Genomic DNA, 18,790 nt, shown 5'->3' with positions numbered 1-18,790 from the left:
GTTTTGAATATTTAAAACATGGACGACGTAGGTTATGCAAGGGAAAAGTCAACTATCAGCCAATAACAGCCAAGATGAACAGGTAATGATGTCGAGAGGTATCGTGTAGATAGGGAGCTAAAAGAACAAACCTCCAGCAGGATGCATGTAGCGCTGGAGGTTTTTTAGCCTGTGTATTTGAGGTATTAGAGGAGTGGGTTGAAGAGATAGAACACTCGCTCTAAGAACCGAGAAAATAGGCTCCTTTTCTCCCATTCTTCCAATACAACAGTGTGAGATTGCTTAATATAGCTATCTTGTAACCAAGACATTTGCTTGGTGAACTCTTCGTCATCAACGGCGAGGGTCACTTCGAAGTTCAGCCACAAGCTGCGCATATCCATGTTTACGGTGCCAACTAAACAGAATTGGTCGTCAATTACGACAGATTTTGTATGCAGCAAACCACCATAAAACTCATAAATCTTGACCCCTGCACTCAAGAGCTCACTATAAAAAGCGCGTGAAGCCCATTGCACCATCATAGAGTCATTTTTATGGGGAATAATGAGTTCAACGTTAATGCCTCGTTGTGCTGTCATCTTTAACGTTTCGAGTAAATCAGCATTGGGCACGAAATATGGTGTTGTGATTCGTACCGAGCGATTGGCTTGGTTTATTGCCAATGTTAATACTTGATAGATCAGATATTCCGGCATACCTGGGCCAGAAGGCACAACCTGAATAGGGTGTTGGAATTCACTCTCATCGATCTTGCATTCAGGTAGTCTTGGTAAATGACGTTCGCCAGTTTCGACTTCCCAATCCCAACAGTGGATGGCACTCAATACGTTTACCGTTGGTCCTGTAATGCGAACCATGATATCCACCCAATGCCCAACGCCACTATTTTGCTTGAAGTAAGCCGGGTCAACCAAGTTCATTGAACCTGTATAAGCAATTTCATCATCAATTACGATGATCTTGCGATGTTGGCGAAGATCAAGACGACGTAAGAAAATACGCCACATCTTCACTTCTAGCGCTTGAATAACTTCAATTCCAGCATCCTGCATCATTCGATACCAAGGACTTCTGAAAAAACGTGGACTACCTGCTGAATCGAGCAATAGTTTGACATCTACGCCGCGTTTAGCCGCTTGAATAAGCGCAGAAGCGACAGAGTCAGCCAAACCACCCGGATGCCAAATGTAGAATACCATTCGAATACTGCTCTGCGCGTTTTCGATGTCTTCAATAATGGAATGCAAAATCTCATTAGGTGACTGTTGCAGCGACAATGTATTACCGCTCAATGCGGGAAGACCAAGGCGGTTGTTACAAAGTTCATCAATTCGGTAGATGTGCCTTCCCATCGTTTCTGGGTTGTGCGCGTTACAGTCGTTAAGCTGACTGAACCACTTCTCGAATGGTGTAAACATCTCTTTCGCACGTTCGGCTCGCTTTCTGCCTAAGTTCAGTTCACCGAAGAGGAAATAACATGCGACACCCAGAACGGGAAGGATATAAATGATCATTAGCCAAGCTAAAGACACGCTCACTGCACGGCGCTTTAAAACGACACGAATGGTCACACCTGCGACCAGTAACCAATATAGCCCGATGCCAGCTAAAGTAAGAAAGTGATAAAACTTGTCCATATACGCTCAGAGTAATATGCCCTTCTAGGATATTAAGCATAAAAGTGGGTTGGGGGAATAGATTTCCCATTTAGACGTGGGATTGACCTTATATGAGGAACGAATTTCATAACAGCTGATTCTGTTATTTTAATGTGAAAAATAAGGTCATTCTTTAACTTTTGAACAAAAAAGCAGCATTTAACCTGCGTAACTCGACACTTGTGCGATAAATGTACTTTTTTGGGGTTCCAATTTTAAAGGGGAGCTGCTTTACTTTCTAGATATAGTGCGTCGAACGCTTATTTTATAAGTGTACAATAATTTTTACATAAACTTTTTAGACGCCTATCTCTATGCATACACAACAAACTAATTTTGGAGAAAAAGCGTGGCTACAACTAATACAGCAGCACCACGTGATACGTGGGGGTCTAAACTAGGCTTCGTAATGGCAGCAGCGGGTTCCGCTGTCGGTTTAGGCAATATATGGAAATTCCCTTACACAGCAGGTGAGAGTGGCGGCGGTGCATTCGTTGCTATCTATCTTATCTTTGTAATTTTTATCGGCTTTAGCGTGATGCTGACAGAGTTCGCTATTGGTCGTAAGACAGGTCTTTCTGCCGTAGGTGCATTCAAAACAACTGACCGACGCTGGACGTTTACTGGCGTTATGGGAGTCTTCAGTGGTCTTTTGATCATGGGCTTCTACCCTGTGGTTGGTGGTTGGGCATTGGCCTACATCTTTAAAGTGGGTGGTGGTCTACTCAGCGCGCCAGAAGCAATTGGCGACAGCTTTGGCGGTTTCATCTCAGATCCGATTCAACCTTTAATGTGGATGGGTGTTTACCTGTTCCTTAACGTCATGATTGTGATGAAAGGGATTTCGGGTGGTATTGAGAAAGCCGGTAAGGTTCTGATGCCGCTTCTGTTCTTAATCCTAATCGTTGTTTCTGTTAAAGGCTTGATGCTGCCAGGTGCAATGGCTGGCCTTGAGTTCTTATTCATGCCGGACTTTTCTAAAGTCGACAGCAACGTGGTTCTTGCTGCACTAGGACAAGCGTTCTTCTCACTTAGCTTAGGTATGGGTTGTATGATGACGTACGGTTCTTACCTGAAAAAGAAAGAGAACCTAGTTCAAACAACCGGTATGGTTACAGCGATGGATACTGGTGTCGCGATTCTTGCTGGTGTTGCTATGTTCCCAGCAATGTTTGCCTTTGGCATGGAGCCTGCGGCAGGCCCTGGTCTTGTATTCGTTGTCGTTCCTCAGCTATTTGCTGAAATGGGCGGTGTGATTGGGTTGCTATTCGCGTTGTTATTTTTCATCGGTTTGACGGTGGCGGCATTAACTTCTTCAGTATCACTATTGGAAGTTGTCGTGTCTTACCTAATTGACGAGAAAGGCATGAAGCGCTCTAACGCAGTTCTGTCTGCAAGTGCAGTTATGGCGGCATTATGTATTTTTGCGTCACTATCGTTAGGTGGAATGGGACCAACGCTGTTTGGTACCGGTGCCTTTGATATCTTCGACTTGCTAACGGACAAAATCTTCTTAGCGGTTGGTGGTATGTTGGTTTGTATCTTTGCAGGATGGCGCCTAAGCCGTGCTGAGCTAGAAAAAGAGATCACTAATGACGGCGAAGTATCCTTCCCGCTATTTGGATTGTGGTACAACCTAGTTAAATACCTGATTCCTGTTGCGATTGCTATTGTTGCCTTCATGGGGATTAAGTCTGGCTTTGATAGTGGCAAAGGTGAAATCATGCTGCTGGGTATCGCAATCATTGGTCTTGCTGGCATTTTCTCGAAGAAGCTTTAGCAAATACCTTGGGGGCAAGCCTCGATAGCTTTGTCCGATAACTTATGTATACTGCTGGCTCCAAACGTGGAGCCAGTTTTTTATGTTCGATATTCTACATACCCATCCCGATTTTCTGATCATCAATAAGCATCCCAACGTCTCTGTTCATAAAGACGATGGCGACACAATGCTGCTGCAAGAAGTGGCTAAGCAGAGTGGTGATCAGCAGCTCTATCTTATCCATCGCTTGGATAAAATGACATCGGGTATTCTGCTCCTCGGACGCAACGCCAAAGCGGCCAGTGCGTTATCGCAAGCTTTTGCTGACCGCCAAGTGGAAAAGTTCTATCTGGCGATTGGCTCTAAAAAGCCGAAAAAGAAACAAGGTTTGGTCGTTGGTGATATGGAGCGTTCGCGCCGTTCATCATGGAAGCTGGTCAACAGCAAAAATAACCCAGCCGTCACCCAGTTTTTCTCTCTTGCGGCAGAGCCCGGAGAGCGCCTATTTTTATGTAAGCCACACACTGGTAAAACGCATCAAATCCGCGTGGCATTAAAATCGGTTGGCTCAGGTATTGTTGGCGACCCGATTTACAATGCAGGCAATGAGGCTGATCGCGGTTATCTGCATGCATTTTCACTTTGCTTCCAATACCGAGATGAGCAATATCGCTTTGTTTGCGACCCACGAGAATACCAAGTGCTGGGTAACAAATGGCACAGTGAAATCGTCTCTCAGGGTTTGGATACTTGGCTTTCCCCTTGGGAACTGAACTGGCCTACGATCAAATAACCGTCACAAAGAAAACTAATAAGAGAACTCGATGCAAGCATCACAACTTCCGCTGTTTTTTCAGCATCTAGAAACCGAGCTCGCGCAAGCTCCGAACGAAATTCGTCGACTGTTTCATGGTCGTGGCCGTCGTTTTGATGGCTTAGAGCAAATTACCTGTGATTGGTTACAAGGTCAGTTGATCATCAACTTGTTTAAAGAAGTCGACGACGCGTTTCTCGCTGAGCTGAAAAGCGGCCTCAATGCGTTGGCACTATCACCACTGTGGGCAGACAAGCAAGGTCGTACTATGGTTCTTCAGCACCGTTATGCCGATGGTGCGCCTTCAGAAGTGCTTGTCGGTGAATTAGACGCTCGCCCTGTCGTTGAAGAAAGCGGTTTGAAATACCAATTGGATATTGGCCGCAACCAAAACTTCGGTCTGTTTTTGGACATGCGCTACGGTCGTGATTGGGTACGGGAAAATGCGAAGCATAAAAACGTGCTTAACTTGTTTGCTTACACGTGTGGCTTTTCTGTCGCTGCCATTGCGGGTGGCGCAGATAAAGTGGTTAACGTCGACATGGCAAAAGCGTCGCTGTCTAAAGGTCGTGAGAACCACAAGCTAAATGGTCATAACATCAACCAGGTAAGCTTTATGGGGCACGATATCTTTAAATCGTGGGGTAAGATTAAGAAATCTGGTCAGTATGACTTGATTATCATCGATCCGCCTTCGTTCCAGAAAGGCAGCTTTGCGCTGACTAAAGACTACAAAAAGATTCTACGTCGATTGCCGGATTTGTTGGCAGAAGGCGGTCAAGTGATGGCATGTGTGAACTCACCATCTGTGACAAGCGACTTCTTGATTGAGAGCATGCAAGAAGAAGCGCCACAACTGACGTTCCGCGAGCGTCTGGATAACCCACCAGAGTTTATGGACGTAGACAGCGAAGCAGCATTGAAAGTGTTGCTGTTTAGCGAGAAGCAATGACGACGAAACGAAAGTTGTACCTATCTATAATACCAGCCGTTTGAGTACGGCTGGCATTTCCACGATACCCCGTTAATCTGAATAGCGAGACGCGAGTGTGATTCAGAGTCTATTATCAGAGTGAGTTATTCCTAACACGCTGATATTAGATTCCTGATCTCGCCTAGGCTCGTCGGAATGACGGGAAACAATAAAAGATCGATACCAGCAGCATTAACCGATCTGCACTTCAAGATCCGCTTCGATGGTTGATGAGCAGGCGAGCACATAGCCTTGTTCAATTTCTTCTGGCGTCAATGTTTCTAGGCTAGTGGAAGAGACGTTGCCTTTACGAACCTTGCATTTGCACGAGCCACAAATCCCGCTTCGACAAGCGACGATTAATGGTAAACCTGCGCCTTCGAGCACATCGGCCAGTACCTGACCTTTTTGAGCATCGATGCTTTGAGCAAAATCAGGAACAGAAACGTTAACCGTCTCATCGGAGACCGATGATTCTGCGCCAGTCGCTGGCGTAAAACTCTCTTGGTAGAAGTTCGTCATGTCAAAACCAAGGTCATTCAAATAGCCGTGAACATCTTGCATAAACTGGCTTGGACCACACAGGTAAACGGTGCGCTGTTTGAAATCAGGAACAAGCTCTTTAAGCCAGTCGGCATTCAAACGACCTTGTGGATGCGATGTTCCTTCGCGGTTTTTCAGCAACAACTTTAAATTGAAGTTGGGATACACAGCGTCTAACGTTTCTAGCTGATCGTAGTAAATCGTCTCTTCTGGGCTGCGTGCAATATGAAGAAATGCGATGTCCACATCGTTGTCGTTTTCATCTTGATTACTCAGCCAGTGCTTTGCCATCGAAAATACGGGCGTGACGCCGCAACCTGCACTGATAAGCAAGGCTTTTGTTTCGCCATCACGTAACACGGGTGGATGGTCGATGCAGTTAAATTCGCCTGCTGGTGGTAATGCTTGAACAGTATCACCGAGCAGCAGCGAGTCAACGATGTAGTTCGATACTTTACCGCCAGATACTCGTTTGATGGTGAGTTGAAGGTGATCGTCTTCATTGATCGAGCTGATTGAATAGGCACGAAACTCCATTTTTCCATCAATTTCGACGCCCAAGTTAATAAACTGGCCAGGCTTAAACTGAAACAGAAGTGATTCGGTTAGTTCGGCCAATTTTATGCTGACGGTGTCGTGTGTTTCGAAGTATTTGTCGATGCAACGGAGTGTGACGGGTTGGTTACCTTGCCATTCAAAAAACATAACAATCTCTTTGGTTGTGGCTATTTTTGGTTCGAAATAGATAGCGCCTCCGCGTAAGGAGGCGCGTAACAAGCAAGTTTATTAAGCTGCTAGGATGGCTTTTAGATCATCCTGAACATTGCCAATACTGCGCATATCGAACTTCTCTTGGATGATGGCGATTAGGTTTGGCGTTAGGAATGCCGGTGCAGTAGGGCCTGTGTAAATGCCTTTCACGCCCAATGCAAATAGCGTTAGCAAGATAACGATCGCTTTTTGCTCGAACCAAGAAAGCACAAGCGTGAGTGGCAGTTCATTGATGTCACAGTCAAACTCTTTCGCCAGTGCAAGTGCAAGCTGGATTGCAGAGTAAGCATCGTTACATTGGCCGACATCCAATAGGCGAGGGATGCCGTTGATATCGCCAAACGTATTCTTGTTGAAGCGGAACTTACCACACGCTAAGGTCAGGATTAGCGTGTCTTCTGGCGCTTCAGCCGTGAAATCGGTGTAGTAGCTACGTTCCGCTTTATCGCCATCACAACCGCCGACTAGGAAGAAGTGTTTGATGTTGCCTTGTTTCACTTGGTCGATAACCGCAGGGGCGGCGTTCATCAGTGCATTGCGACCAAAACCAACCGTGATGTGGTGTTCGATTTCATCGTGTTGGAAACCGTCTTGCGCTAGAGCACATTCAATCACTTGGCTAAAATCATCGCCTTCGATGTGAGCCACACCAGGCCAGCCAACAATACTACGAGTGAATAAACGGTCTGCGTATTGACCCACATTTGGATTCAACAAGCAGTTTGACGTCATTACGATTGCGCCAGGGAAGTTTGCGAATTCTTTCTGTTGGTTTTGCCATGCGCTGCCGTAGTTGCCGACAAGATGAGGATATTTCTTCAGCTCAGGGTAGCCGTGTGCAGGCAGCATTTCACCGTTGGTATAAACGTTAATGCCTTTGCCTTCAGTCTGTTGCAGGATTTTTTCTAGGTCATGCAAATCATGGCCAGAAACAAGAATACATTTGCCTTTTACTGGCTTGACGTTCACCGAGGTTGGTTCTGGATGGCCGAAGGTCATTGTTTCACCTTGGTCGAGCATTTCCATCACTTTGTAGTTCATCAGGCCAATGCGCATTGAGCAATCAAGTAGTTCACCAAGATCTTCAGGGTCTGTACCCAACCACGCCATGATTTCATGGTATTCGGCATAGATATCGTTGTTGGTTTGCTCAAGAACACGTGCGTGCTCCATGTATGCTGCGGCACCCTTAAGGCCGTATAGGCAAAGTAAGCGTAGGCCAATAACATCTTCATGTACTTGGTCCTTACCACGGTTAACCGCGACTTGAGGAGCAAAAGCTAAGATTGCTTCTGCGCTATTTGGTAGCTCAAAGTGAGCAACAACAGGGATGTCAGCAACTTCGGTATCGGCGAGTGTTGCAGCAGACATTACTTGCTCTTTTAGCAATGCTTTGTACGTTGCCGCTTGAGAAGTTAGCTCTAGGACACGTTCAGGGTCAAAGTTTACGTTCGTCAATGTAGAGAAAAATGCCTTTGGTGCCCATTGGTTGATTTCATCGTTAATGATGTTGAATTCAAGTGCTTTTGATGCCCAAAAAGAAACCCCTTGCAGTGTGTAAACCAACACGTCTTGAAGGTCAGATACTTCAGAAGTTTTACCACACATACCTTGTGCAAAAGAACAACCTTTAACAGCAGGGGTTTGAATTGTCTGTTCACATTGAATACAGAACATATTGGGTTCTCCAGTGATTGTTTTAATAGTCGTGATGTTGACCACTAGAGAGCAGAATGTGTGCCAATTATTATCTCGTTGATTTGTATTGAATTTTATCAGATTTAGGAGAGTGGTTGATGTAATTAAGACAACGCAGTTGATGTCTTAATCACATCGACTTCTTGTGGTCGGTTATTTATTGATCCCCAGCTTTTTACCCATCCGATATAAGTTCCCGCGATCCATTTGTAAAAACTCCGCTGCTTTTGCCCAAACGCCACCAGTTTGGCTCAAAGCATGTTCAATTAAATCACGTTGATAGCTTTCTATTAGCTCTCGCATTGGTTGGCTTTCTTTGGGTAAATAATGCGATGTGTTTTTTACATCACCGAGAGCCAATGAGGTGTCGAAATGGTTAAGCATGATCGTGCTTGCGCCTTGTTGAATGGCGTGCAAAGCCGCGCGAGTTAAAGTATGTTCGAGCTCGCGCACGTTTCCGTACCAAGGTGAAGATTCCAATTGAGTCAACACTTTAGGATGAACGTGCAGATTGGGTGCATTGAATTGTTGGCGTACTTTTTCCAACAAATATCCTGCTAAAACGGGAATATCCCCGTCACGGGCACGCAGTGGGGGGACTTGGATTGGGAACACGTTCAAACGGTGGAAAAGGTCTGCTCGAAACGTGCCAGATTCGACCTCTTTTTCTAATTGTCGATTGGTCGCGGCGATGATGCGCACATTGACCATCAAATGCTGATCGCTACCTACACGTTGCAGCTCGCCTTGCTGAATTACGCGCAGCAATTTTGCTTGCAAAATCAAAGGCAGTTCGCCCACTTCATCAAGGAAAATCGTTCCACCGTCTGCCAGTTCAAACTTACCGGCACGGTGGCTATTAGCACCTGTAAATGCGCCTTTGACATGGCCAAACAGTTCACTCTCAGCCAGACCTTCTGGTAAAGCCGCACAGTTGACGTAAATCATCGGCTTATCGCTACGATGAGATTGCGCGTGTACCGAGTGCGCGACCAGTTCTTTACCAGTACCGGTCTCTCCTGTGATAAGTACTGCGTAATCTGATTGAGCAACAGTCGCAATGTTGTTTCGTAACTGGTTGATCTGCTGACTCAAACCCACCATTTCACCATGTTGAGAACGGGCTTGCTGGATAAGGGTTTGAGTGACGCTTTTTTGCTTCTGGTTTTGTGCTTTGAGTGCTTTTAATTGCGCAATGTTACGCAATGTCGCAGCGGTCAAAGCCGCAAAGGTTTCGATAGCGACAGGGTCAATGTCATCAAACGCGCCCACCGTTAGAGCATCCATAGTTAGTGCGCCAACAAGTTGGCCTTCGACATACAAGCTAAAGCCCATGCAATCGTGAACATCAATGCATTGGTCTTCAGTTAATAGTGTGCCGTCGAAAGGATCCGGCAGTGAACAATCGGCATCGAAACGCACCGGTTCACGGCTATGAATAATGGCATCTAAGCGAGGGTGCGCCTTGGGGAAATAGCGACGACCTAAGACCGAGCTGGATAAGCCTTTTACCGCGACAGGAGTTAGAAACCCATCCTCATCGAAGATAAACAGGCAGCTCGCATCACATGGGAATACTTGCGCGACCCCATCAATGAGATTTTGATATTGCTGCTCGTGAGAGCGATTTGAGCTGAGGTTTAGCGCGATATTAAGGAGTACGTGGTCAACAGTCGGAGTCATAACAAGCCCAAAGTTATCTGGAATGGGCTCATGCTAGCAACTTGATGTCATTTGAACATCGAAAGGTGTGGGAGATTGATGTTCCATTGACGACGATCAAGTTTGATACGAAAAGAAACGCGCAAGTTAACAAGTCAGTGATGTAAGCTTGCGCGGGTTAGGTGTTTGAATTAAAGCAGGCCAAAGGTTTGGTTCGTCCGAATTAACGAGGAACGACTCTAGCGTCATTACCAGAAACATTGATTTGGACCGCTTGGCCTGGTTGGAAAATCATGTTTGGATTTGCTTCTTGAACAATAGAGATAATCTTTCCGTCCTCTAAACGAATGGTCAGATTCACGCCATTTCTTTTCGCGGTTGCTTCAGCCGCTTTGCTGCCTGCATAGCCACCCAATAGACCACCACCAATGGCAGCGATATCCGAGCCAGAACCGCCCCCAACTTTTGAGCCTAAGATCCCGCCCACGGCAGCACCAGCGATGGTGCCAATGGCATTGGATTGGGTAGAGGCATCAATGGTTACGGGTTCTACTTTTTCTACTGTGCCGTAGTAAACCTGCTGAACTTTGCGAGTGTCGGATGAGCCGTATGCATCTCCGTACGGGTTAGGTGAGCTACAGCCACCAAGCACGAGCGCACAAGTAATGGTGAGCAACATGCCTAAATTGATCTGTTTTTTCATATAGCCTCCGAATGGTTTCTTCATTCAAAGAGTATATACCCCAATTTAACCTGCGTTTTGTTGCTTTATAAAACAGTGGCTTAGCGGCCTGTCCCTTAAGGAAACGCGATTGTCTAAGCAGTATTAATGATCGTTAAGCGTATGAAACCCGGAATAAATACGTGTAAAAGTAGTAAACCAGCATGCCGCGCCAAAGATATACGCGATGACGGCAAAGTGTTGCGGTAGCAAACAAAATAAAACCAAGCAGCCAATGGTTTCTGTACCTTCGGTTAAGCCGCTCATGTAGTAAAGCGATTTGTTTTTATATACCGGATTATCGATGCCTTGTTTTCCTGCCATGATGGCAAAAGCCAAAAAGCTACTACCAGTGCCGATGAAGGAAAAAATCAAAAATGCGCCTGCAACGGCATTGTGCTCTGGGTTGGCAAGCACAAAGCCAAAAGGAATCAACGAATAGAACAAAAAATCTAAGCTGATATCAAGAAAACCACCCGCATCGGTAATGCCTTGAATCCTCGCCAGTGCACCGTCTAACCCATCACAGATTCTGTTCAGCAAAATAAACAGCAACGCCAACAAGTACTGTTCGGTGATCAAAGCCGGCAGGGCAAAACAGCCAAGTACAAAACCAAACACTGTCGTCTGATTTGCAGTGATACCACATTTATCGAGATATTTCGCACTGAGTGCCAGCGGTTTGCGGATGAGCTTTATACTCAGGCTATCAAGCATGATTTGTCTCCCACGGCCAGTTTAGGCAGCGGCTGCCATCAGGAATATCGTCTTCATCGTGCGTTACCATCAAAGTAGGGATGTTCGCTTGCTGCAATTGTTCGACCACCCAATTGCGAAATTGCACGCGCAGGTCTTTATCCAGCTTGCTATAGGGCTCATCAAGTAGCGCAACTTTTGGCTTTGCTAGCAGCATACGAGTCAATGAGATACGGGCACGTTGCCCTCCCGAAATTTGGTCAGGAAAGGACTCTGCTAGTTTGGTCAATGAAATGTTCTTCAGTGCTTGCATAGCGTGAGCTTTACGCTCTTCACCTTTGATTGAGTTTGGTAGCGCGAAGGCAAGGTTCTCCCACACCGTTAAATGAGGGAAGAGCAAATCTTCTTGGAATAGAATACCGACCTGACGCTTATGGGCAGGGAGGGCATCCAACTTTTCGTTATCAAGCGTAATGGATCCAGAGTAGTTGAACTCGGCGGATAGGTGCCCGGCAATGGCATCCAACAAAGTGGATTTACCACAACCGCTAGGCCCCATCAGGGTAACGATTTCACCTTTTTCTACGGTCATGTTGAACGCTGAAAAAAGCGCGTCGCCATTGGTTTTACGGATGGCGAGGTTTTCGAGACAAAGACTCATTCAGTAGTAAACCTTTTATAGACAAGCGGCGATACTTCCTGTGCAAGTGGCTAAGCAGTATCGCAAAAGAAAAGAACAAGAATGGCAGCAGAGCTTGCCAAATGGCGTAAATAGCGGTGACACGTCGGTCAAAACCACTGGATAGTGCAACGGCTTCGGTTGTGATGGTGCTAATGCGCCCAGCCCCTAGCACCAATGTTGGTAGGTATTGCGCCAGGCTGACACTAATACCGACAGCCCACGCGAATGCAATTGCAGGCAGGAGGATTGGCAGTTTCACTTTTAACCAAGCTTGCATCGGTGATTTACCCAAGCTGAGTGCGGCGCGAGTTAAGCCGTTATCGAAGCTGCGCCACGGACCGTCTAGCGAGAGGTAAATAAATGGGAACGCAAAGAATATATGCGCCCAACATACCCAAAAGAAATACGCATTACTGTTTAAGTACAGCGTCACTACTTGCATACCGAATAGCACGGATAGCTGAGGAATCAGCATTGGGATGGCGATGATGTAACCGGGCACCTGCCAGCGATAACGGAGACGATACTCATGTGCTATTAAAGCAAGAACTAGCGCGACAGTCGCGCTGATTAGGGCGATTGACATACTTTGTTCTAGAGTCCCTAGAATACTGTGCCATTCGTATTCCCAAAAACGCAGGCTGTAACGGCTTGGGAGCAAATCTGGAAAGCGCCAACGTTGGGCAAAGCTCCACAGCACCATGAGTGGAATCATTAGAAGTGCAAGTAGCGCGACCAGTGAAAATAGGGTTTTACCGGGTAAACGAAACCCGTTTCGACCAGAGTACTGCCAGCGTTTGAAGCCTTTGGTAATACACCATTCCATTAAGCGTGCAAATCCAATCAAAAGGCTTGCGATCGCAAACAGTATTACTGCGCCAGCGGCCGCTCTTGGTAGGAGCGATAAATCTGGATCGTTAAACCATTGCCATACCAAAACCGCAAACGTCGGCGGGTTGGTGGGGCCAATAATCAGGGCGACATCGACAACGGACAAACTGTAAGCCAATACCGCCAGCATTGGAAAGCGCAGTTTTGCTATCCACTGTGGGAACACGCATTTCCACCACGCTTGCGCCGAACTGTAGCCCATCGAGTGACTGACTTTTTCAACCTTATCGACTTTCAATTGCTGAAGGATCGGAATACTCATCAACAATAAAAACGGCACTTCTTTAATCGCAAGCATGATGACCAAACCGAGTGCATGTGGGTCTTTAATCAGCAATGCTAAGTCATTCACCGTTTGTGCATTCGGGTCGTAACCAAACAGTTGGTTGAGAACACGAACGCCCATACCAGTTGGGGCAAACAAGAACGCAAAGCCAATTGCAAACGCGACGTGCGGCATAGCGAGAAGTGGGGAAAGGCTAACTTCAATTTTTCGCCAAAACTTGCTGCCCCAAGACGCCTGTAGAATGGCAAACGTGATGAAGCAAGCCAAGTAGCTACTGAAAATGGCGGAGTAGAAAGTAAGCCCGATGGATGTCCAAACACCTTCCCAATCAAAGACGGCATTGAAGCCATCAAAAGAAAAGTGGTGTAGACCGATAGGAGGTACATAACCGAGCGCAGAGACCACCACTCCAAGTAGTCCCGGAATGGTAGGCAAAATACAAACTGCGATAATGACTAAATACAGCGCTCTTAACATGGATTCTTACTAATTCCCGTAGCGTTTCAACCATTCTTTTTCTAACGCCGCTTGCCAACTTGGATGTGGCTCAGCGATAGATTTGAATTGTTGAGTGTTTTTGGCTGAACCAGTTAGGTATTGGTTGCTTAGTACCGAAGGGTCGCCCCAGATGTTTAGGTTACCTTTGCGAGACTGTGCTTCAGGGCTCAATAAAAAGTTTATCGCAACTTGTGCACCAGCACTGGCATTTGCGTTCCAAGGAATCGCTAAAAAGTGGATATTTGAGAGTGCTCCTGCGTCCATTGCGTACGCTTTGGTGCTCTCTGCAAGATTACCGCTCGACTGCGCAGAGAAAACCGCGTTCGGGTTAAAGGTAATCGCCAGGTCAGTCTGACCATCATCTAGTAGCTGAAGGGTTTCTGCTGTACCGCCTGGAAACTGCTTACCACCGCGCCAAGCGACTTTATGGAACTCATCTAGATAAGACCACAGCGGTTGAGTGACTTGCTCAAACGTGTCATCGGTAACTGGTTGTTGCAGCTCAGGGGCGTTGTTAGACAGTTCAATGAGTAATGCTTTGATAAAGCTTGTGCCATGAAACTCTGGTGGTCGAGGGTAAGTCAGGCGATTCGGGAACGCTTTTGCATAGCTCAGCATTTCTGCGAATGATTTTGGAGGGTTATGGAGGGTTTGCTCGTCATGGATAAACACTAATTGTCCTACTCCCCAAGGTGCTTCTAGACCTTCTGTTGGCTCGGAGAAGTCCACATCAATTGGTAGAGATTTATCCACATATTGCCAGCTTGGCAAACCTTCGACAAAAGGACCAAATAGCAATTGGTTGTCCTTCATTGATTTGAAGTTTTCGCCATTGATCCAAACCATATCAACACTGCCACCGCTGTTTTTGCCTGCCGCTTTTTCTGCGATAAGTCGAGTAGTGGTCTCAGAAATATCAGTTACTTTAACGTGGTTTAGCGTCACGTTATAACGTGATTTTAGCTCTCTACTCGCCCACTGTATGTAGCGATTAATTTCTTGGCTTCCGCCCCAAGCATGAAAGTAGACGGATTGCCCGTCGGCTTGTTGTTCGATTTTTTGCCATTCGCTATTCACTGATGAATCGGCAAAAGAAGGTGTCGCAAAAGTCGTGGCTAAAATGCCAATGCTGCTGAGTAGCTTTTTCATATCTATTCCGTGTTATGTCTTTTGGTGCTTGCTTTCGTTTCTATTGACGTTTTCGCAAGTCGTTCCGCTCTGTTACAAGGATAGTAATTCATCTCTCTCTATTATCAATGCCAATCCCAAACGGAATCACTCATTGATTCAAAGAATTACTCTCAATGTGAAGCAAAACGAAGAAAGGACAAATTTGGTGTCATTTTAGGAGCGGACCGTTTGTTTGAGGATATTCTTTCAAGTAATTGAAAATTATTGTCCCCAGAGATATGAATAGGTTGTTTTACAGAGCAAAATTGATGTTTAAAGCATGGAATTGAGGGCGAAAAGAGAAAGAAAGTTGGCCATTTAAATGACTTTGGCATGCATGACTAACGATTCATCGATATAAAAAAAGCAGCCGTTCGGCTGCTTTAAGATACTATCTGGTTTACTTAGTTGGGATTAGTTTACCCAGTCACGTAGTGTAAACGTCAATTCGTGATCGGCACTTTTCAGAACAAGACCATCTGTAGTTAGCGTGATATCGCTCCAGTTAGATAGTGTTTGTGTCATTGCGTTTTCGATCTTCATTTGATCTTCCATACACATCTTCATGGTCATGCCCATTTTTTCGATGCGTAGTTGGTTGTTTTTCAGCTCGGCTTGACCGAAGAAGTTGTTACAACCTGCGTTGCCGTTTGCGGTTAGATTTTCACCGATTTCTAGGCGAGCCGCTTTTTGGTGTTCGTCTAGAACGATATTTTTGCCATCAACTTGAACAAGTTCCCAGTTGTGGTGCTGCAAATCTTGAGCCGTTATTTCTTTCACATCATCACCGTTGCTAGCACAAGCAGTCATAAGAACAGGGAGAGAGATTGCTGTAACTAACGTTTTTAGGCTAAGCTTCATTTTATAGACTCCGTTTTTATAAACGCGGTAAGTATAAGTAATAAAACACTGTTTTTGTCAGCATAAGGTTATGGTTTCGTATGTTTTTGACATAGCGAAGTATATAGCAAGTTTTGTTGCTGACTAATCTTCTCATTATTTAAACTAGGCCAATACGCCCTAATATGGAAAGAGCGGTTTTAGTATGGAGCAACTGGAGTTTTTTACTGTCCCAAGCCCTTGTGTTGGAGTATGTACCTCCGATGAAAAAGGGTATTGCAAGGGGTGTATGAGAAAGAGAGAGGAAAGGTTTAATTGGCTTAACTTAACCCCCGCTCAGCAGTTGCACGTTATTAAGTTGTGTCGTCAAAGGTACAGAAGAAAGATGTTGCCAGGGAAGACGAAGCCAGAACAGCTTCAAGATGAGTCATCGCCTCAACAAGACTTATTCTAGAGTTCTTGTTCAGTCTGTGGGGTTACTTACGCCTTCGCTTTCGGTTCTGATTAGGCTTTTACATATTCCCGGTCCGGCAAGGTGTCCTTTAAGAACCGGGAATCTCCTATCCATTTTCCCTATAAAGCGGTAATTGGCGTTATTTCATCGACCAACGGTCGCTAACCCAGCCTCCCGCTTGTTCGTCGAAGTGATTTCCTGAAAATCGATGATTGAATTCAACATCTAATTTACTTGTTGGGCGTTCATCCATCAGTTTATGAATGTATCTCGCCATAGGATCCGTACAAGCTTCACGCTCTCTACGGGTAACTACTTCTTTGATCATTTGGAGTCTGTAGCTATTGCTGGCTCGTTTCATTTTTGACCTCCAGAACTCGATGGCAGCAGTTTGAACACATTGACGTCCAGATCGCTGCTCATTAGTGTGCGCGTGGAGGCACATCACCATCGTTTGAAGTCCAAAGACAAATTGTTTGAGAGCAGTGTTTGTAACGCCATTCACATCTTTCTCAGAATCATTGACTATGCGATTAAAAATGTTTCGCGAAATTTAGCCGATGAACCTGCATATTTAAAAGACCTTATCAAACATAGAAGCCCAACACAGGGGCGTCAATAACACAAATGAACAATTTTTGAACATATTGTGAAGGTGGAGAGTTTTCAGTAATTTATCGAAAATAAAAAACCGAAGCACAAAGCTTCGGTTTTAAGGAAAGCCCTGACGAAATTGCTTGTAAAAGCTCTTAGCGCCAGGGGTAAGGTGTTGAGTATTAGCTACCAGTTGCAGGACAACCTTTTACTGGTTGGCCATTACTGAAGTACTTGATGTTCTCTAAGTTCTTGTTGTAGTTATCCGCAGAGATTTGTGGGTTGTTTACGAAGAACTCGCGCAAAACGTATGCATCGGTTAGCTGTGTAGATTGAACATCGATGATTGGATAGTTATCGCCACCAGCAGCACTGAAGCTGATTACAGAGAATGTGTACGTTGCGTCTAGATCGAAGCCTTTATTGTTAATATCGGTAATGGTTACTGAGCCAGCATCACAATTTACATCTAAAGTGATGTTATCTAGTTGAGCGTAAGCACCAGAACCTGCAGATTTCGTCGCAACCACGTCTAGGTATTCTTTAACTTCTTTACCTGTCATAGTTGCTTTAGTCACGAAGTTACCAAATGGCTGAACCGTTAGTACGTCACGGTAAGTGATATCACCATCTTGGATTGAATCACGCACGCCGCCAGAGTTCATCACACCAAAGTCAGCATTTACCGTTTTGTAAGTACGGTATGCCTCGCCGAGTAGGTGACCTAGGTTAGTTTGTTGAGAGCGAACTACGTTACGATCACCTTCTAACTTACCCGTCGTATTAGAAATCTTCTCATCTAATAACTCTTGACCTTGTTGTTGGTATGGCAGTAGTAACGCTTTTACTGTTGCATCTTGTTGAATTCGTTCACCGATAACTTCATCGTTTTCGTCTAGAAGGTTTACAGGAATCAGTGCGTAGTTCGCTAAGTGAAGCTTGCCGTCGTAGTATTCGAAGTCAGCACGACCCACATATTTACCCCACTCATGCGCTTGCATAATCCAAGTGCCTTTTTGTTGGTCTGGGGCACAATCATCCCCAGGTTTGAAATCAGCATACTCATTGGTACCTGGTTCCATACATACAGGGTTTTGCGAGTGACCACCGATGATCGCGTTTAGCTGTCCTTCTTCAAGAGAGCGAGCGAGTTTCACGTCACCTGGTGCTTCACTACCGTTTTTACCATCTTCGTAGTGACCCATGTGCGTCGTTGCAAATACTAGGTCTACCTTTTCGTTCTCTTCGATTTCCTTCAGTACCTTTTTGATTTCTACTTGAGGGTCTTCGAAGTGGATGTTTGATACGTTGTCTGGATTGACTAGCTTCGCAGTGTCTTGCGTTGTTAGACCAATAACAGCGATCTTAAGGCCGTTGATAGTAAATACTTTGTAAGGGGCGAAGTAACGCTCGTTTGTATCTTTTTTATAGATATTCGCAGCCAGCATAGGGAAGTCAGCTAGCTCGGCTTGCATATCGAGAATATCTAGTGAGTTATCAAATTCGTGGTTACCGACAGCCATTGCATCGTAACCAAGTAGGTTCATCCCTACGAAGTCTGGAACCGCATCTTGCATGTCTGATTCTGGTACACCGGTATTAATATCACCGCCAGATAGCAGAATGGTTTCACCGCCTTTTGCTTCGACTTCTGCGCGGATAGATTCGATTAAAGTGTGACGCGCAGCCATGCCGTATTCGCCGTCGCTGTTATGCCAAAAGCGACCATGGTTATCGTTAGTGTGGAGAACGGTGAACTTAGTACAAGAATCTGCAGTCTCGCAGGTTACTGGAGAATTGTCGCTGTCTGAGCCGCATCCTGCTAGCGCAGCGCCCACTGCCACTACCAAAAGAGATTTGGAAAACTTCATAAGGGATCCTTTCTTTGTGATTTTGTTATTGTTACGGCGTGAAATATACGGAATTAATGTGAAACTTTAGTGATCTATCTCTTATTTATACTTCTATCGGAGAAATGAATTAATAAGCCTGCAAACTACGTCTATAAATAAACAGAATTGGTATTTAGTATTTATTTTATATCGCTAGCTCTATTTTTTGTGAGGTAGTTAAT

General features: G+C 45.4%; 16 protein-coding genes. 4 read left to right on the top strand and 12 right to left on the bottom strand.

Going from position 1 to position 18,790, the window contains the following annotated elements; all coding sequences use genetic code 11:
• Positions 1-185 precede the first annotated feature (185 nt).
• Positions 186-1,640: a cardiolipin synthase gene (gene cls, locus R7E47_RS09435; protein WP_017820861.1), complete on the bottom strand. Its 1,455-nt coding sequence runs from the start codon at positions 1,638-1,640 to the stop codon at positions 186-188.
• A gap of 430 nt (positions 1,641-2,070) precedes the next feature.
• On the opposite strand from cls, the gene R7E47_RS09430 reads away from it, so the two are divergent.
• From R7E47_RS09430 to R7E47_RS09420, 3 genes are all read left to right on the top strand, one after another.
• A complete protein-coding gene (locus R7E47_RS09430) occupies positions 2,071-3,441 on the top strand; it encodes a sodium-dependent transporter (RefSeq protein ID WP_042522154.1) in 1,371 nt (456 codons plus the stop codon).
• Positions 3,442-3,523: 82 nt separating this feature from the next.
• Positions 3,524-4,216: a TIGR01621 family pseudouridine synthase gene (locus R7E47_RS09425; protein WP_054574035.1), complete on the top strand. Its 693-nt coding sequence runs from the start codon at positions 3,524-3,526 to the stop codon at positions 4,214-4,216.
• 31 nt (positions 4,217-4,247) lie between these two features.
• Positions 4,248-5,189: a class I SAM-dependent methyltransferase gene (locus R7E47_RS09420; protein ID WP_318084162.1), complete on the top strand. Its 942-nt coding sequence runs from the start codon at positions 4,248-4,250 to the stop codon at positions 5,187-5,189.
• A 213-nt stretch (positions 5,190-5,402) separates the two neighbouring features.
• Here the strand turns inward: R7E47_RS09420 and R7E47_RS09415 are convergent, their stop codons facing one another.
• From R7E47_RS09415 to R7E47_RS09375, 9 genes are all read right to left on the bottom strand, one after another.
• A complete protein-coding gene (locus R7E47_RS09415; protein WP_054576418.1) occupies positions 5,403-6,458 on the bottom strand; it encodes a hybrid-cluster NAD(P)-dependent oxidoreductase in 1,056 nt (351 codons plus the stop codon).
• An 81-nt stretch (positions 6,459-6,539) separates the two neighbouring features.
• Positions 6,540-8,201 carry a hydroxylamine reductase gene (gene hcp, locus R7E47_RS09410; RefSeq protein ID WP_042522020.1) on the bottom strand — a complete coding sequence of 554 codons (1,662 nt, stop codon included), beginning with the start codon at positions 8,199-8,201 and terminating at the stop codon, positions 6,540-6,542.
• A gap of 174 nt (positions 8,202-8,375) precedes the next feature.
• Entirely contained in the window at positions 8,376-9,905 is a 1,530-nt protein-coding gene (gene norR / locus R7E47_RS09405; protein ID WP_042522018.1) for a nitric oxide reductase transcriptional regulator NorR, read from the bottom strand.
• Between the two features lie 202 nt (positions 9,906-10,107).
• A complete protein-coding gene (locus R7E47_RS09400; protein ID WP_005386695.1) occupies positions 10,108-10,587 on the bottom strand; it encodes a glycine zipper 2TM domain-containing protein in 480 nt (159 codons plus the stop codon).
• 123 nt (positions 10,588-10,710) lie between these two features.
• Positions 10,711-11,322 (bottom strand): CDP-alcohol phosphatidyltransferase family protein, encoded by a 612-nt coding sequence (locus tag R7E47_RS09395; protein WP_042522015.1) that lies wholly within the window; start codon positions 11,320-11,322, stop codon positions 10,711-10,713.
• The gene (locus R7E47_RS09390) at positions 11,315-11,962 is read right to left on the bottom strand and encodes an ATP-binding cassette domain-containing protein (protein ID WP_042522013.1); all 648 of its coding nucleotides are present in this window, start codon (positions 11,960-11,962) and stop codon (positions 11,315-11,317) included. The genes R7E47_RS09395 and R7E47_RS09390 overlap by 8 nt, the downstream gene beginning before the upstream one ends.
• A complete protein-coding gene (locus R7E47_RS09385; protein WP_042522011.1) occupies positions 11,928-13,637 on the bottom strand; it encodes an ABC transporter permease in 1,710 nt (569 codons plus the stop codon). The genes R7E47_RS09390 and R7E47_RS09385 overlap by 35 nt, the downstream gene beginning before the upstream one ends.
• A 9-nt stretch (positions 13,638-13,646) precedes the next feature.
• A complete protein-coding gene (locus tag R7E47_RS09380; RefSeq protein WP_042522009.1) occupies positions 13,647-14,807 on the bottom strand; it encodes an ABC transporter substrate-binding protein in 1,161 nt (386 codons plus the stop codon).
• A gap of 435 nt (positions 14,808-15,242) precedes the next feature.
• On the bottom strand, positions 15,243-15,689 hold the full coding sequence (locus R7E47_RS09375) for an META domain-containing protein (protein WP_042522007.1): 447 nt from the start codon (positions 15,687-15,689) through the stop codon (positions 15,243-15,245).
• A 184-nt stretch (positions 15,690-15,873) separates the two neighbouring features.
• Here R7E47_RS09375 and R7E47_RS09370 point away from each other — a divergent pair, with 184 nt between their 5' ends.
• Positions 15,874-16,122 (top strand): DUF1289 domain-containing protein, encoded by a 249-nt coding sequence (locus R7E47_RS09370; protein ID WP_149191906.1) that lies wholly within the window; start codon positions 15,874-15,876, stop codon positions 16,120-16,122.
• Between the two features lie 139 nt (positions 16,123-16,261).
• Here R7E47_RS09370 and R7E47_RS09365 read toward each other — a convergent pair whose 3' ends face one another.
• Positions 16,262-16,483, bottom strand: coding sequence for a hypothetical protein (locus R7E47_RS09365; protein WP_054866539.1), 222 nt, complete (start codon positions 16,481-16,483; stop codon positions 16,262-16,264).
• A 415-nt stretch (positions 16,484-16,898) separates the two neighbouring features.
• Entirely contained in the window at positions 16,899-18,587 is a 1,689-nt protein-coding gene (gene ushA / locus R7E47_RS09360; protein ID WP_149191904.1) for a bifunctional UDP-sugar hydrolase/5'-nucleotidase UshA, read from the bottom strand.
• Positions 18,588-18,790: the final 203 nt, after the last annotated feature.

The sequence above is a fragment of the Vibrio sp. Vb1026 genome (assembly GCF_033338745.1).
GTDB classification, from domain to species: Bacteria; Pseudomonadota; Gammaproteobacteria; order Enterobacterales; family Vibrionaceae; genus Vibrio; species Vibrio alginolyticus.
Note: the sequence above shows the minus strand (reverse complement) of the source record. Positions and strands in the feature narration are given on the sequence as shown.